This is a genomic window from Rhizobium album, assembly GCF_003122325.1.
Taxonomy (GTDB): Bacteria; Pseudomonadota; Alphaproteobacteria; order Rhizobiales; family Rhizobiaceae; genus Metarhizobium; species Metarhizobium album.
The window spans coordinates 41,773-57,444 of sequence record NZ_QFBC01000018.1 but is presented as its reverse complement, the minus strand read 5'-3'; the positions used below and the strand labels follow the sequence as shown (position 1 = coordinate 57,444).

At 64.3% G+C, this 15,672-nt stretch carries 13 protein-coding genes; all 13 read left to right on the top strand.

Annotated features, from left to right (window positions below; all coding sequences use genetic code 11):
* Window positions 1-15: 15 nt before the first annotated feature.
* Entirely contained in the window at window positions 16-1,023 is a 1,008-nt protein-coding gene (locus tag DEM27_RS27335) for a dihydroxyacetone kinase subunit DhaK (RefSeq protein ID WP_109461424.1), read from the top strand.
* A 16-nt stretch (window positions 1,024-1,039) separates the two neighbouring features.
* Window positions 1,040-1,681: a dihydroxyacetone kinase subunit DhaL gene (gene dhaL / locus DEM27_RS27330; protein ID WP_109461423.1), complete on the top strand. Its 642-nt coding sequence runs from the start codon at window positions 1,040-1,042 to the stop codon at window positions 1,679-1,681.
* A 108-nt stretch (window positions 1,682-1,789) separates the two neighbouring features.
* Window positions 1,790-3,877: a bifunctional sugar-binding transcriptional regulator/dihydroxyacetone kinase subunit DhaK gene (locus tag DEM27_RS27325; RefSeq protein ID WP_109461422.1), complete on the top strand. Its 2,088-nt coding sequence runs from the start codon at window positions 1,790-1,792 to the stop codon at window positions 3,875-3,877.
* 58 nt (window positions 3,878-3,935) lie between these two features.
* Window positions 3,936-4,613 carry a dihydroxyacetone kinase subunit DhaL gene (gene dhaL, locus DEM27_RS27320; RefSeq protein WP_109461421.1) on the top strand — a complete coding sequence of 226 codons (678 nt, stop codon included), beginning with the start codon at window positions 3,936-3,938 and terminating at the stop codon, window positions 4,611-4,613.
* A gap of 223 nt (window positions 4,614-4,836) precedes the next feature.
* Window positions 4,837-5,799: a sugar-binding transcriptional regulator gene (locus DEM27_RS27315; protein ID WP_109461420.1), complete on the top strand. Its 963-nt coding sequence runs from the start codon at window positions 4,837-4,839 to the stop codon at window positions 5,797-5,799.
* A gap of 127 nt (window positions 5,800-5,926) precedes the next feature.
* Entirely contained in the window at window positions 5,927-7,369 is a 1,443-nt protein-coding gene (locus DEM27_RS27310) for an extracellular solute-binding protein (protein ID WP_109461419.1), read from the top strand.
* A 127-nt stretch (window positions 7,370-7,496) separates the two neighbouring features.
* Window positions 7,497-8,420: a carbohydrate ABC transporter permease gene (locus DEM27_RS27305; protein ID WP_109461509.1), complete on the top strand. Its 924-nt coding sequence runs from the start codon at window positions 7,497-7,499 to the stop codon at window positions 8,418-8,420.
* Between the two features lie 10 nt (window positions 8,421-8,430).
* Window positions 8,431-9,288: a carbohydrate ABC transporter permease gene (locus DEM27_RS27300; protein ID WP_109461418.1), complete on the top strand. Its 858-nt coding sequence runs from the start codon at window positions 8,431-8,433 to the stop codon at window positions 9,286-9,288.
* A 2-nt stretch (window positions 9,289-9,290) separates the two neighbouring features.
* Window positions 9,291-10,409, top strand: a complete 1,119-nt coding sequence (locus DEM27_RS27295) for an ABC transporter ATP-binding protein (protein ID WP_109461417.1) — start codon at window positions 9,291-9,293, stop codon at window positions 10,407-10,409.
* The gene (locus DEM27_RS27290; protein WP_109461416.1) at window positions 10,406-11,530 is read left to right on the top strand and encodes an ABC transporter ATP-binding protein; all 1,125 of its coding nucleotides are present in this window, start codon (window positions 10,406-10,408) and stop codon (window positions 11,528-11,530) included. The genes DEM27_RS27295 and DEM27_RS27290 overlap by 4 nt, the downstream gene beginning before the upstream one ends.
* Entirely contained in the window at window positions 11,530-13,095 is a 1,566-nt protein-coding gene (locus tag DEM27_RS27285; RefSeq protein WP_109461415.1) for an FGGY-family carbohydrate kinase, read from the top strand. Before DEM27_RS27290 ends, DEM27_RS27285 begins: the two co-directional genes overlap by 1 nt.
* Window positions 13,096-13,106: 11 nt before the next feature.
* Window positions 13,107-14,144, top strand: a complete 1,038-nt coding sequence (locus DEM27_RS27280) for a 2-hydroxyacid dehydrogenase (protein WP_109461414.1) — start codon at window positions 13,107-13,109, stop codon at window positions 14,142-14,144.
* A gap of 12 nt (window positions 14,145-14,156) precedes the next feature.
* Window positions 14,157-15,671 carry a glycerol-3-phosphate dehydrogenase gene (locus DEM27_RS27275; protein ID WP_109461413.1) on the top strand — a complete coding sequence of 505 codons (1,515 nt, stop codon included), beginning with the start codon at window positions 14,157-14,159 and terminating at the stop codon, window positions 15,669-15,671.
* Window position 15,672: the final 1 nt, after the last annotated feature.

Genomic DNA, 15,672 nt, shown 5'->3' with positions numbered 1-15,672 from the left:
AAAGGAAGACGAAGCATGGCCACGAAAAAGATCATCAACAAGGGTGACGACGCCGTCGACGAGATGCTCGACGGCATTCTGGATGCCCACGCCGATACCGTGATGCGGCTCGACAGCAACAAGCGCTCGATCGTTTCCCGCAACGGGCCGCGCAAGGGCAAGGTCGGCCTGGTGATCGGCGGCGGCTCCGGCCACGAACCGAGTTTCCTCGGTTTCGTCGGCAAGGGCCTCGCCGATGCGGCAGCCATCGGCAACGTCTTCGCCTCGCCGCCGCCGGACCCGATCATCGAATGCACCAAGGCCGTCGATGGCGGCGCCGGCGTGCTCTACATGTACGGCAATTATGCCGGCGACGTGATGAATTTCGACATGGCGGCGGAAATGGTCGCCATGGACGACATCGAGGTGCGCACCGTCCTCTCCACCGACGACATCGCCTCCGCGCCGCTGAACGAAAAGCACAAGCGCCGCGGCGTCGCCGGCAACTTCTTCATCTTCAAGGCGGCGGGTGCGGCCTGCGACAAGATGCTGTCGCTCGACGAATGCGAACGCATCGCCCGCAAGGCGAACGACCGCACTTATACGGTCGGCGTGGCGCTGAGCCCCTGCTCCCTGCCGCAGACGCGCAAGTGGAACTTCGAGATGGGCGACGACGAGATGGAGATCGGCATGGGCATCCATGGCGAGCCCGGCATGTCCCGCGAACCGCTGCAGACCGCCGACGACATCACCGACCGGATCATCGACAAGATTTTCGGCGAGATGGCCCCTGCCAAGGGCGACCGCGTCGCGGTGCTGGTCAATTCGCTTGGGTCCACGCCGTTGATGGAACTGTACATCATGAACCGGCGTGTGCATCAGCGTCTGCGCGAACGCGGCGTCGAGGTGCACAAGACCTGGGTCGGCACCTATTGCTCTTCACTGGAAATGGCGGGCGCCTCGATCACCCTGATGCATCTCGACGACGAGCTGACCGGGATGATCGACCATCCCTGCGACTGCGCCATGTTTTCGGTCAAGTAATAAGGAAGTGTGCCCCATGACCAGCCTGACCTCGGAACGCTTCATCGCCATGTTCCGGACGCTCGCCGAGCGCATCGAACAGGAAAAGGGTTATCTGTGCGAGCTGGACGGCCATATCGGTGATGCCGATCACGGCATCGCCATGGCGCAGGGCTTTGCCGCCGTGCGTGCGGCACTCGATGCGGCCGATGCGAGCGCGATCACGCCGACGGAGGTTTTCAACACCGCGGCGAAATCCTTCCTCAATGCCGTCGGCGCCTCTTCCGGCCCGCTCTACGCCACCGCTTTCATGCGCACCGGCACCCTGTTGAAAGGCAAGGCCGAGGCGGCGGCCGAAGACGGTCCCGCGGTGATCGAGGCGATGGCCAAGGGCATCCAGGAGCGCGGCAAGGCGGAGATCGGTGAAAAGACCATGATCGACGCGTGGCTGCCGGCCGCCCACGCGGTCGCCGCCGCCCGCGAGGCCGGGAAAGCGCCGAAGGACATGCTGCAGGCAGCCGCCGACGCGGCGCAGGCCGGCGCCGATGGAACCAAGGACATGGTGGCCAGCAAGGGACGCTCCTCCCGCCTGGGCGAGCGCTCGCTCGGACATATGGATCCGGGTGCCGTGTCCGCCGCCATGATCGTCAGGATCATCGCCGCAAGCCTCTCCGACTGACCGTCGGCGCGGCCTCGGCCGCGCTGATTGCGCTGCACCGACGCGACGATTATAGACAGTGGACCGGCCGCCCGCGGGATGTCGGGCGGTCCCGCACAGGTGAGCCTCATGACAGCCAAATCTCCCCTCATGCGCAAGACCGGCGGTGCCCGCAGCAGCCCGGTCGAGGTCGCCGAAACGATCCCCCTGCGTTACGGCGACGACCCTTATGTCTGGGCCTGCTGGCTCTATTACGAAGACGGCATGACCCAGGGGGATATCGCCCAGACCATGGGCATTTCGCGCGCCACGGTGAACGCCTATCTCGCCGATGCCCGCGAACGCGGCATCGTCAATATTTCCATCGATCCGGCCCGGCTCAGCTCGCTGACCATCGCCCAGCAGCTGAAGCAGCATTTCGGCCTGCAAGACTGTCTGGTCATCCCGAGCGACGACAGCCGCCCGCTGATCGACAGGCTCGGCAATGCCGGCGCGCAGGCTTTGCAAAAGCTGCTCAAATCCGGCGATACCGTCGGCATCACCTGGGGGCGGACGACGCTGGCGGTGGCGGAAAACCTCGCCCTTCCCGACCTGCAGGACGTGACGATCGTGCAGGCGACCGGCGGCACGACTACGGACTTCGCCTACACGCCGGAGCTGTGCGCCGCGCGACTTGCCGCCGCCGTCAACGGGCGTTGCGTCAACATCACCGCGCCGGCCCTCGTTTCGTCGCCGCATGTCCGCGACATCCTGATGGCGGAGCCGATAGTGATCGACCAGTTCGCCGCTCTTGGCCGCACCAACAAGATCATCTTCGGCATCGCTTCGATGCGGCCGAACTCGACCGTGCACACCAGCGGCTTCTTCGAATCCGTTTCGCTGCAGCAATACCTGTCCCACAATGCCACCGGGGTGATCGCCGGCCGTTTCATCGACGAGCACGGCGCACCGGTTGCCGGACCATTGGAAAACCGCACCATCGCCATCGAGCTCGACATGCTGCGCAACGTGCCGATGCGTATTGCCGTCGCCGGCGGCTTCGACAAGGTGCCGGCGATCCTGGCCGCGCTACGCGGCGGTTACGTCAGCGTGCTGGTGACGGATGCGGCGACGGGACGTGGCATCCTGAAAGCCGAGGGCGTCAGCGAAGTGGACCAGAAGCTCCTCGCCCGGACGCGCCTGGAGCCGCCGCCCGCGCACGCACCGCGCACCCACGTCAAGAAATTCATCAACGACCCCGCCGACGTCGTCGACGAGATGCTGGAAGGCGCGATTTCCGCCCATCGCCAGTACATCCGCCCCGTCGAAGGTTCGAAACGGGCGCTGATCGCCCGCGACGGGCCGCGACCGGGCAAGGTCGGCCTCGTTGTCGGCGGCGGCACGGGACATGAGCCCTGCTTCCTCGGTTACGTCGGCAAGGGCATCGCCGACGCGGTGGCGATCGGCAACATCTTTTCCTCGCCGCCGCCCGACCCGATCGTCAGGTGTACCGAAGCGGCCTCCGGCGGCAGCGGGGTCCTCTACGTTTACGGCAACTATGCCGGCGACGTGATGAACTTTGAAATGGCCGCCGAGATCGCCAAGGAGCGCGGCATCGAGGTGCGCTCGGTGCTGACCACCGACGACATCGCCTCCTCGCCGCTGGAAGATCGCGAAGGCCGCCGCGGCGTCGCCGGCAACGTCTTCGTCTTCAAGATTGCCGGCGCTGCCTGTGACAAGATGTGGTCGCTGGAGGAATGCGAGCGGGTGACGCGCAAGGCCAATGCCCGGACCTTCACCATCGGCGTGGCGCTGGAACCCTGCTCCCTGCCGCAGACGCGGCGGCAGAATTTCGAGATCGGCGCCGAAGAGATGGAAATCGGCATGGGTATCCATGGCGAGCCGGGCGTCATGCGCGAAAGGCTGCTGAGCGCCGACGCGGTGACGGATGCGGTGATCGACCGGATTTTTGCCGAAATGCAGGCAAAGGCGGGCGATCGGGTCGCCGTGCTCGTCAATTCGCTCGGTTCGACGCCGCTGATGGAGCTTTACATCCTGCACCGCCGGGTGGCGCAACGGCTCACCGCCCGCGGTATCACCATGCATGCGAGCTGGACCGGCCACTACTGCACGTCGATAGACATGACCGGCGCTTCAATCACCATTTTACATCTCGACCCGGAATTGACGGAATTGCTCGAACACCCTTGCGATACGGCGGTTATGCGTATCAACTAGGGTCGAGGAGCCTGGGGATGCGGTTTCGCTCTCCTGTGAAAAAATGTGGAGGAGTGCGATGCCGGAGAATGCCGCTCGCAGTCTCGGACGGATGTTTCATCTGATCTCGGGAGCCATCGAGGCCGAAAAGGACCACCTGTCGGAACTCGACGGCGTCATCGGCGATGCCGACCACGGGATCACCATGTCGATCGGCTTCATGGCGGTCAATGCGACGCTGGCGCGGCTCGACATGGAAACGAGCACGCCGGCGGCTGTCCTGTCGATCGCCGCTTCCGCCTTTCTCAATGCCGTCGGCGCCTCCACCGGCCCGCTCTACGCCACCGGCCTGCAGCGCGCCTCGCAGGCGCTGGCCGACAGCTGCGAACTCGGTCCCGTCAACCAGGCGGCAATGATCGCCGCCATCGCCCGCGGCATCCGTGACCGCGGCAAGAGCCAGCGCGGCGACAAGACCATGCTCGATGCCTGGCTGCCGGCCGCCGAAGCGGCGCAGACGGCGATCGACACCGGCGGCGGCCTGACCATGATGTGGCAGCAGGCCATCGCCGCCGCCGATAGCGGCGCCTGCTCGACCCGCTCGATGATCGCCGCCAAGGGACGCGCCGCCCGCGTCGGTGCCCGCTCGCTCGGCCATATCGATCCGGGTGCGGCTTCCGCCGTCATCATCCTGCGCGCCATGGGCCGCACCTTCTGCCCGCAGCAAGCGACCATACGCGTCGTCAGCAGCGTCTCCTGACGGCCGCCTGACGCACCCACCGCCGGCTCCGGCTGCCGCCTCCCCTTCGCCTTTCATCCGCCAGTTCTGCTCTTTCTCGTGCAACCGCCCGATCAACCGACAGGCGGTTGCTTCTTTTCGTGCAGTTTTTTGATGCGCCTTCGCCTGCGCCCATTGACAAGTCGCAGCAAGCATGAAAAATTTTTCAACAACAGAAAAAAATATCAAACCGGGCGGAACTCTCATGGCGATAGCTGCCGGCGCACTGCGCGAGGACGAGGCGAGCATGGCAACGCGTGCCGCCTGGCTGCATTATGCCGGCGGTCTCACCCAGGCCGAGGTCGCCAAGCGCCTCGGCCTCACCTCGCTGAAAGCCCATCGCCTGATCATGAAGGCCAACCAGGACGGACTGGTGAAGGTCTATATCGACGGCGAGGTCTCGGAATGTGTCGCCCTCGAACAGGCGCTGTGCGAGCGTTTCGGTCTCGACTATTGCGAGGTCGTGCCCGAATTCGACGATGCCGATCTCCCCTTGCGCGCCCTTGGCATCGCCGGCGCGCAATTCCTCAAACGGGAAATCGAGCGCGGCGAGGAGATGCTGATCGGCGTCGGCCATGGCCGCACGCTGGCGGCCTGCGTCGAATATTTGCCGCGCATGTCGGCGAACCGCACGCGCTTCGTCTCGCTGCTCGGCGGCCTGACGCGGAAATTCTCCGCCAACCCGCATGACGTCATCCACAGGCTGGCCGACCGCGTCACCGGAGAGGCTTACGTCATGCCGGTGCCGTTTTTCGCCAACACGGTCGAGGATCGCGACGTGCTGTTCAACCAGCGCGGCGTGTCCGACGTTTTCCATCTCGCCAAGAGCGCCGACCTGCTGTTCGTCGGTATCGGCACCACCGAGCGCAAGGCGTCGCTGGTGTCCACCGGCATGATCGAGACCAGCGAGATTGATGACATCCGCAAGAGCGGCGCCGTCGGCGAACTGCTCGGCCACTTCTTCGACGATCGCGGCCAGCCGGTCGAAACGACACTGTCGAACCGTACCTTCACCCTCGGCCGGGACGAGCTGCGCAACCGCCGCACGGTTGCCGTTGCCGCCGGCAAGGGCAAGACCAAAGCCATTCGCTCCGTGTTGGAAAGTCGCTATCTCAGCGGCCTGATCACGGACGAGCGCACAGCCAGGCTTCTGACGGGCGCAGATTGAAAAAGTTGAGGCCGTGGCTGTCGCGTCGAGAGGACGATGCATAGCACGGTTGAGGAGGAATTACCGGTCGGGTAGCCGGTATGGCTCGGGAGAGCTTTTTATACCTGTTTAAAGGAGGAGAACACAAATGCATGAGAAGGAAAAAGACCTCATCGGTGCGTTCCTGCGGGGACAAGTGGATCGCCGCGCCCTGTTGAAGGGGTTGGGTGCATTGGGCATGACCGCCGGCTCCGCCGGGACCCTTTTCAACATGATGTCGACGCAGGCGCTTGCCGCCGACTTCGACTGGAAGGCGCATTCCGGCAAATCGCTGAAACTGCTGCTCAACAAGCATCCCTATGCCGACGCCATGATCGCCAACCTGCAGACCTTCAAGGACCTGACGGGCATCAACGTGACCTATGACGTCTTCCCGGAAGACGTCTATTTCGACAAGGTGACGGCGGCGCTGTCGTCCGGTTCGTCGGAATACGACGCCTTCATGACCGGCGCCTACATGACCTGGACCTACGGCCCGGCCGGCTGGATCACCGACCTCAAGGAATGGATCAACGATCCGGCGAAGACCAACCCGAACTATGCCTGGGACGACTTCCTGCCGGGCGTGAAGAATTCCTGCGCCTGGAACGGCAGGCCGGGCGGCGAACTCGGTTCCGACGACGCCAAGCAGTGGTGCATTCCGTGGGCCTTCGAGCAGAACAACATCACCTATAACAGGGAGATGTTCGACAAGGCCGGCGTTGGTGTTCCCAAAAACATCGACGACATGATCTCCGTCGCTGCCAAGCTGCAGAAAGACATCAGCGGCATCTACGGCATCGGCCTGCGTGGCTCGCGCTCCTGGGCGACCATTCACCCCGGCTTCCTTTCCGGCTATGCGAACTTCAACGAAAAGGACCTCGCGGTTTCGGCAGACGGCAAGCTCTCGGCAGCGATGAATACGGCCGGTTCCAAGGCCTATCACTCCAAGTTCGTGCAGCTCATCCAGGAAAGCGGCCCGAAGGACTGGTCGACCTACACATGGTATCAGGTCGGAACCGATCTGGGTGCCGGCGCTTCGGCGATGATCTTCGATGCCGATTGCCTCGGTTACTTCATGAACGGCGGCGACAACAAGATGGCCGGCAAGCTCTCTTACGCAGCGTTTGCCGCCAATCCGGAAGCGACGGCCTCGACGCCGAACATCTGGATCTGGTCACTCGCCATGTCGAACTTCTCCAAGGACAAGGACGCCACCTGGTATTTCCTGCAGTGGGCTTCCGGTCCCGAACATGCCCTGTTCGGCGCCACGAAGATGGACTTCGTCGATCCGGTCCGCCAGTCGATCTGGAAGGACGAGGTGTTCCGCAACAAGTTGAACACCAGCTATCCGGGCTTCGTGGAAATGTTCGACGCCTCGGCAGCCGGCGCTTCGATCAAGTTCACGCCGCAGCCGCTGTTCTTCGACGTCACCACCGAGTGGGCGGCAACGCTGCAGAAGATGGTCGCCAAGGAAGTTCCGGTCGATGAAGGCCTCGACCAGCTCGCCGAAAGCATCAACCGCCAGTTGAAGGAAGCCGGCCTCGGTTGATTTCTCCCGGCAGGCGGGTGCGTGGCGCCAATGCCGCGTGCCCGCCGGCTCGGCAGACTTCGCATACGGGGCCGGGCAACGGCCCCTCCTCATCGCATTCATCCAGATTTCCGAACGGAGCTCGATCATGGCTTCTGTGACAACGGCGCGCAAAGCGCCAAGCGGTTTCAGGATCAGCAAGAAGGCTCTCCCCTATGTGCTCAGCCTTCCCGCACTGCTGGTCTGCATCGGCATCCTGATCCCGTTCTTTACGGCGGTCATCAACTCCTTCCAGCGCTATCGCCTGAGCCAGCCGTGGGCGCGCCAGTTCAACTGGGGTGAAAACTACCTGAATTTCTTCACCGATCCGAGCTTCTGGAACACGCTGCGCGTGTCGCTCACCTATGCCGGCCTGACGGTGGTGCTCGAACTGCTGCTCGGCCTCGGCATCGCCCTGCTCTTGCAGAAGCGTTCGGCCTTCAACAATTTCGTCTCGATCATGCTTCTGATGCCGCTGATGATCGCGCCGGCGCTGGCCGCGCTGATGTGGAAGCTGATGACCAATCCGGGCTTCGGCATCCTCAGCTATTTCGCCAGCCTCGTCGGCCTCGACAATTTCCGCTGGGCCTCCTCGCCGGACACGGCGCTGCTGACCGTGGTGCTCGTCGACATCTGGGTCTACACGCCTTTCATCATGATCCTGCTGCTTGCCGGCCTGCGCTCGCTGCCGACACAGCCTTTCGAGGCTGCGGCCCTCGACGGCGTGCCGCGCACCTTCGTCTTCTTCCGCATCACCCTGCCGATGCTGACGCCCTACATCCTGACGGCAACGCTGTTCCGGCTGCTCGATTCCATCCAGCAGTTCGACATCATCTATGCCATGACCCAGGGCGGCCCCGGCGACACGCTGACGGTCTTCCAGGTCGAGGCCTATCTCAATTTCTTCCAGTCGACCAATGTCGGCCGTTCGGCAGCGCTGCTGATCATCCTCTGGGCGATCACCTACCTGCTTTCGAACATCTTCATCAAGAACTGGCTGCGCCTGCGCGAGCGCGCCCGCGGCGAAGCCTGAGGAGGGCATCATGGAAAGCACATCCACGCCCGAGCGGATCTTGCGCGGCATCGCGCTGACGCTCGTCATCCTGTTCTTCATGTTCCCGATCTTCTGGATCTTCATGATGTCGTTCCAGACGAACGAAACGATCCTGCAGATCCCGCCGTCGCTCTCCTTCACGCCGACACTGTCGAACTACATGGCCCTGATCACCGGCAAGCTGACGACTGCGGCCGGTACGCTCGACATCGCCTTCATGGGCAATCTCGGCAACTCGGTTTTCCTGTCCACCGCTTCCGTCGCAGTGTCGCTGCTGCTCGGCGTGCCGGCGGCCTATGCCTTCGCACGGCACAAGTTTCGCGGTTCGGAAGACATCGCCTTCACGCTGCTCTCCTTCCGCTTTGCGCCGCCGCTGCTCGTGCTGCTGCCGCTGACGCAGTATTTCCAGTGGCTCGGGCTCTCCGACACCTATATCGGCCTGATCTGGGTCTACCAGCTGATCTGCCTGCCGCTCATCCTCTGGATCGTGCGAGGTTATTTCGAGGACATCTCGGCAGACGTCGAATATGCCTATCGCATCGCCGGCCATTCCTGGTTCGCCACCTTCCGCAAGATCGCGCTGCCGCTCGCCGGTCCCGGCATTGCCGCCGCCGGCCTGCTTGCCTTCATCTTCGCGTGGAACAACTTCGTCTTCGCGCTTGTACTGGCGTCCGCTTCCAAGCAGCCGGTGACGGTGGGCGCGCTTGCCTTCGTCACCTCCTCCGGCATCCAGTACGGCCAGATCGCCGCGGCCATCGTGCTGTCGATCGCGCCGACGCTGGCACTCGCACTCTATGCCCAGCGCTACCTCGTCGAAGGCCTGTCGCTCGGCGCAGTGAAGGGGTAATCATGACCACGCTGCAACTGCAAAACATTACCAAGCGCTACAAGAGCCAGGCCGTGCTCGACGACCTGACGCTCGATGTCGCCGACGGCGAGACCCTCGTGCTCTTCGGTCCGTCCGGTGCCGGCAAGACCGTTCTGCTGCGCCTCATCGCCGGCGTCATCGAACCGGATGCCGGCAAGATCGTCATCGGCGGCGAGGACATGACCGAGGTCGACGCCGAACATCGCGGCATCGGCATGGCCTTCCAGAATTTTGCGCTCTTCCCGCACATGAATGCCTTCGACAACATCGCCAGCCCACTGGAAGCCAACCGCAGTTCTGCGGCGGGCATCCGCGAGGGCGTCGAGAAGGTGGCGAAGCTCCTGAAGATAGACCACGTTCTCAGCCATCGCCCGAAGGCCCTCTCCAACGGCCAGAAGCAGCGTACGGCGCTGGCCCGCGCACTCGCCGGCTCGCCGCCGGTGCTGCTGCTCGACGACCCGCTACGCAACGTCGATGCCAAGCTACGCTTCGAGATGCGCCTGGAACTGCCGCGCCTGCTCGCCAAGCAGGGCGCGACGGTGATCTACGTCACCCAGGACTACAAGGAAGCCATGGCGCTCGGCGACCGCATCGCCGTCATGTCGCAGGGCCGCATCCGGCAGATCGGCACGCCAGAGGACATCTACAACACGCCGGCGGACATCGACATCGCCCGGCTGTTCGGCGACCCGACCATCAACCTCCTGACCGTCATTCCGAAGAAGGATGCTTCCGGCGTCTATGTCGAGCTTTCGAACGTCAGGGTGCCCTTACCGTCGATGCCGGAAAGCGTCGTCGGCAAGGAATGTGTTCTCGGGCTGCGGCCGGAGACCATCGTCTTTACCGAACCCTCGGCACAAGGCGCCATTCCGGTGACGGTGGAAGCCGAAACGCCGCTCAACGAAAAGACCGTCACCCTGTTGCTGACGGCCCGCGGCCGGGAAATCCTGCTCTCCCGGCCGGCCGGCACACCCGGCCCGTCCTCCGGCCCGGCGGCGATCGCCGTCAACGGCGCGGCAGCCTTCCTCTTCGACAAGGAAAGCGGCGCGCGCATCGCAACGCCTGCAACGACAACCAATCGCAACGGAGAAGCGGCATGAGCGACACGGCGCTGCTAATCGAGAACGTCGACAAGTTCTACGGCCCGAAAGGGCATGGGGTGCATGCGGTCAAAAACCTGTCGATGAACGTACGCAAGGGCGAAATCATCGCCCTGCTCGGTTCGTCCGGCTGCGGCAAGACCTCGACGCTGCGCATGATCGCCGGCTTCGAGCCGGTGTCGGACGGCACGATTTCGCTCGCCGGACGGCAGGTGCATCTGCTGCCGCCGGTGAAACGCAACGTCGCCATGGCCTTTGAAGGTTATTCGCTGTATCCGCCGCTGACGGTGCGCGAAAACATCGCCTTCGCGCTGAAGGCCAAACGCCTGTCGCAGGCCGAAGTGGACGAGAAAGTCGCCTACATCGCCAAGCTTCTGGAGATCGAGGATATCCTCGGGCGCTATCCGAGTTCGATTTCCGGCGGCCAGCAGCAGCGCGCCTCGCTCGGCCGCGCCCTCATCCGCGATGCCGACCTGCACCTGCTGGACGAGCCGATGGGCCAGTTGGAACCGCAGCTGCGCGCCCTGCTGCGCGGCCGCATCAAGCATTACATCAAGGAGCGCGGCCTCACCGCGATCCTCGTCACCCACGACCAGACGGAAGCCAACGCGCTGGCCGACCGCATTGCCGTCATGGAAGGCGGCGTGCTGCAGCAGTTCGATACGCCGCAGAAGATCAAGGAGCGGCCGGCCAACCTGTTTACCGGCACCTTCGTCGGCGAACCGCCGATGAACGTCTTCGAGGCCAGCATCAGCGGCGGCAATGGCAGCCTGTCTTTCGGGCTCAACGAAGGCGTCAAGCTGGATTACCAGATCGCCGCCTTTTCGCCCGGCGTCCAGGCGGAGCTGACCAAGCGCCGCAAGGTGGTGCTCGGCATCCGACCCTATTCCGTGCGCCGCAGCGCCGACGGCGTCAAGGCGCGGGTGGCCGTCAACCAGTGGCTCGGCGACCAGACGCATATCGCCGCCGATTTCGCCGGCGGCACCATGGTGCTGGTCGAGCACGACCGGACGCGTCTCGCCATCGGCGAGGATATCGGCATCCATCTCGACCCTTCGAGCCTGCACGTCTTCGACAGCGAAACCGGCAGGGCGATTTCGCATGGGAAGGAGCTTGCCTGATGCGCGACGTGCTGATCGGCATCGATGCCGGCACTTCCGTGATCAAGTCCGTCGCCTTCGACCTCCAGGGGCGGCAGCTTGCCGCCTGCGCCATTCCCAACCTCTATGAAGCCGTCGGCCGCACCGGCTCGGTGCAGGACCTGCCCCGCACCTGGGCCGACACCGCCCGGACGCTCGCCGACCTCTCCGGCAAGATCGACAATCTTGCCGGCCGCGTTGCCGGCATCGCCGTCACCGGGCAGGGCGACGGCACATGGCTGATCGACAAGCAGGGCGAACCGGTCGGCAAGGGATGGCTGTGGCTCGATGCCCGCGCCGGGGAAACGGTCGAAAGGTTGCGCGGCGACAGCGGCGACCTTGCCCGCTTTCGCAGCACCGGCAGCGGCCTCGCCGCCTGCCAGCAGGGACCGCAGCTGCGCTGGATCACCGAAAATGCGCCCGAGATGCTGACCGGCGCAACCACGGCCTTCCATTGCAAGGACTGGCTCTATTTCAAGCTCACCGGCAAGCGCGCCACCGACCCGTCCGAAGCCTGCTTCACCTTCGGCGATTTCCGGAAGCGCGACTACAATGACGAGGTGATCCACTTCCTCGGTCTCGACAGGCTGAAATACCTGCTGCCCGACATCGTTGACGGCGCTGTCGAACACCATGGCCTGAGCGAAGAAGCCGCCCGTCTCTGCGGCCTGCCCGTCGGCACGCCGGTTGTCCTCGGTTATGTCGACGTCGCCTGCACCGCGCTCGGCGCCGGCCTCTACGAACCGGGAACCGATGCCGGCTGCTCGATCATCGGCTCGACGGGCATGCACATGCGGCTTGCCAACGGCGCCGACGACGTGCAGCTCAACCAGGACCAGACCGGCTACACGATGTGCATGCCGGTGCAGGGTATCTACGCCCAGATGCAGTCGAACATGGCGGCAACGCTGAACATCGACTGGATTCTGGGTGTTGCCGGCAGCGTGCTGAAGGGCGCCGGCATCGAAAAAAGCAAGGCGGAGCTGCTCGACCATGTCGAAAGCTGGCTGACGGAAGCAAGCGCCAGCCCGCCGATCTTCCACCCCTATATTTCCGAGGCGGGAGAGCGCGGGCCGTTCGTCGATGCCTCCGCCCGTGCCTCGTTCGTCGGGCTTTCCATCGGCCACGGTTTCGGCGATATGGTGCGCTCCGTCTTCAACGGCCTCGCCTTGGCATCCCGGGATTGCTACACGCAGATGGGACCGCTGCCCGCACGGGTGCGGCTGACCGGCGGAGCTGCCCGCAGCGCCTCGCTTCGCGGCATTCTCGGCGGCGCGCTTGGCGCCAGCATCCAGACGAGCGAACGCGAAGAGGCCGGCGCCGCGGGCGCGGCGATGATCGCCGCCGTATCGCTCGGCATCTACGGGACGATGGAAAATTGCGTGCGCGACTGGGTCACGCCCTATCAGCGCCCGCCGGAACAGCCGGATGCGGACATGGTGCGGTATTTCGATGCCGTCTTTCCCGTCTACAGGCAATCATGGGCAGCCTTGCGCCCGGTCTGGCACTCCCAGGCCGAGATCGGGCACAAGCCTGCCGTTTCATAAGGACTGACGAAATGAAGAAGATAGCCATCATCGGCGACCGGTTCATGCTCCCCGACATCTTTCGCGACAAGATCGTCGCCGCCTGCGGAGACGGGCACGACATCCGCACCATCGAACAACCCTGGCCGGACGAACCGATGGAGCACGGCTATGCCGTCGAAGGCATGGACGGCCTCAAGGAATACATGGGCAAGGCCGACGAGATCGTCGACTTCATCGGCGATGCCGAAATCATGGTGACGCAGCTGGCGCCGCTTTCGGCGGCGATGTTTGCGCAATTGCCGGGCCTCAGGCTCGTTGCCGTCTCGCGCGGCGGCCCGGTCAACATCGACATGGCCGCGGCCCGCGCCGCCGGCGTGCGTGTCGTCAACACGCCCGGCCGCAATGCCAGCGCCGTTGCCGAATTCGCCATCGGCGCCATCCTGGCCGAGACCCGGCTGATCCGCGTCGGCCATGAAGCCCTGCGAAAGGGCGAATGGCGCGGCGACCTCTACCGCGCCGACCGCACCGGCCGCGAACTCAGCGAGATGACGGTGGGTGTTGTCGGTTACGGCAATATCGGCACCAAGGTGGTGCGCCTGCTGCGCGCCTTCGGCTGCAAGGTCATCGTCCACGATCCTTATGTGCAGCTGAGCGTCGACGACCTGAATGGCGGCGTCGAGCAGGTGGGTTTCGACGACCTCCTGTCGCGCTCCGACATCGTGACACTGCATCCGCGCGTGACGGAAGAAACCAAGGGCATGATGAATGCCGTAACCTTCGCGCAGATGAAGCCCGGCGCCATCTTCGTCAACACCGCCCGCGGGCCGCTCTGCGATTACGACGCGCTATACGACGCGCTGACCAACGGTCATCTTTCCAGCGCCATGCTGGAAACCTTCGGTGTCGAGCCGGTGCCGCCGGACTGGCCGCTGCTGCAGCTTCCGAATGTCACGCTGACGCCGCATATCGCCGGCGCCTCGGTGCGCACCGTCACCTATGCCGCGGAAATGGCGGCCGAAGAGGTGCGCCGCTACATTGCCGGTGAGCCGCCGGTCAACCCGTGCTGAGGAGAGACGGCCGTGAGTTCTGAAAGCGGCATATACGACCTGTTCGTCGTCGGCGGCGGGGTCAACGGCGCCGGCATCGCCCGCGATGCCACCGGTCGCGGCCTTTCCGTCCTGCTGTGTGAGAAGGACGACCTGGCGCAGGGCACCAGTTCGCGTTCGGGAAAGCTGGTGCATGGCGGCCTGCGCTACCTCGAATATTACGAGTTCCGCCTGGTTCGCGAAGCTCTGATCGAGCGCGAGGTACTGCTGCGCTCCGCACCGCACATCATCTGGCCGATGCGTTTCGTGCTGCCGCACAATCCCGAGGATCGGCCGGCCTGGCTCGTGCGCCTCGGCCTGTTCCTCTACGACCATCTCGGCGGCCGCAAGCGGCTGCCGGGGACGCGGACGCTCAACCTGGCGCAGGCGCCCGAGGGCGCGCCGCTGAAACCGCAATACCGCAAGGCCTTCGAATATTCCGACTGTTGGGTGGACGATGCCCGCCTGGTGCTGCTCAACGCGCTGGATGCTCACAGCCGCGGCGCGACAGTGAAAACCCGCACGGCGTGCTCCTCCATTCGCCGCACGGGCGATCTCTGGACCATCGAGATGACGGATACGGTGACCGGCGCGAAGAGCGAGGCGAAAGCGCGCTGCGTCGTCAACACCGCCGGCCCCTGGGTGAACGACATCATCGGCCGCGTCGCGGGGCTCAATTCCAGCCGCAGCGTCCGCCTGGTGAAGGGCAGCCACATCGTCGTTCCGAAATTCTGGGAGGGGCGGCAGGCCTATCTCGTGCAGAACCCGGACAAGCGGGTGATCTTCATCAACCCCTACCAGAACGATCTGGCGCTGATCGGCACCACCGATATTCCTTACGAGGGCCGCCCGGAAGACGTGACTGCCGACGGCAACGAGATCGCCTATCTGATCAAGTCGGTGAACCGCTATTTCAAGCAGCAGCTGACGGAGGCCGATATCGTCCACAGCTTCTCCGGCGTGCGCCCGCTCTACGACGACAATGCCGCAAACCCTTCCGCCGTGACGCGCGACTACATCTTCGAGGTCGACGCAGGCGATGGCCAGGCGCCGCTGCTGTCGGTCTTCGGCGGCAAGATCACCACCTTCCGCAAGCTTTCGGACCATGCGCTGGAACGGCTGAAACCCTTCTTCCCGAAGATGGGTCCGGCCTGGACCGGCTCTGCGACCTTGCCGGGCGGTGACATGCGCGACGCCGATTTCGACCAGTTCCTCGGCGACATCAAGGTGCGGTATCCCTGGCTGCCGGCCGATCTTGCCAAACATTATGCCCGGCTCTACGGCACGCGCCTGCATGCGCTGGTCGGCAAGGCGACCGGCATCGACGACCTCGGCATCGCCTTCACGCCGCTGTTTCGCGAACGCGAGGCACAGTTCCTGATGGAAACCGAATGGGCGCAGACGGCAAACGATATCCTCGAACGGCGCACCAAGCACGGGCTGCACATGACGCCGGTCCAGCGCCAGGCCTTTGTCGCCTGGTACGACGATCATTCGGAGGCAGCGTGAC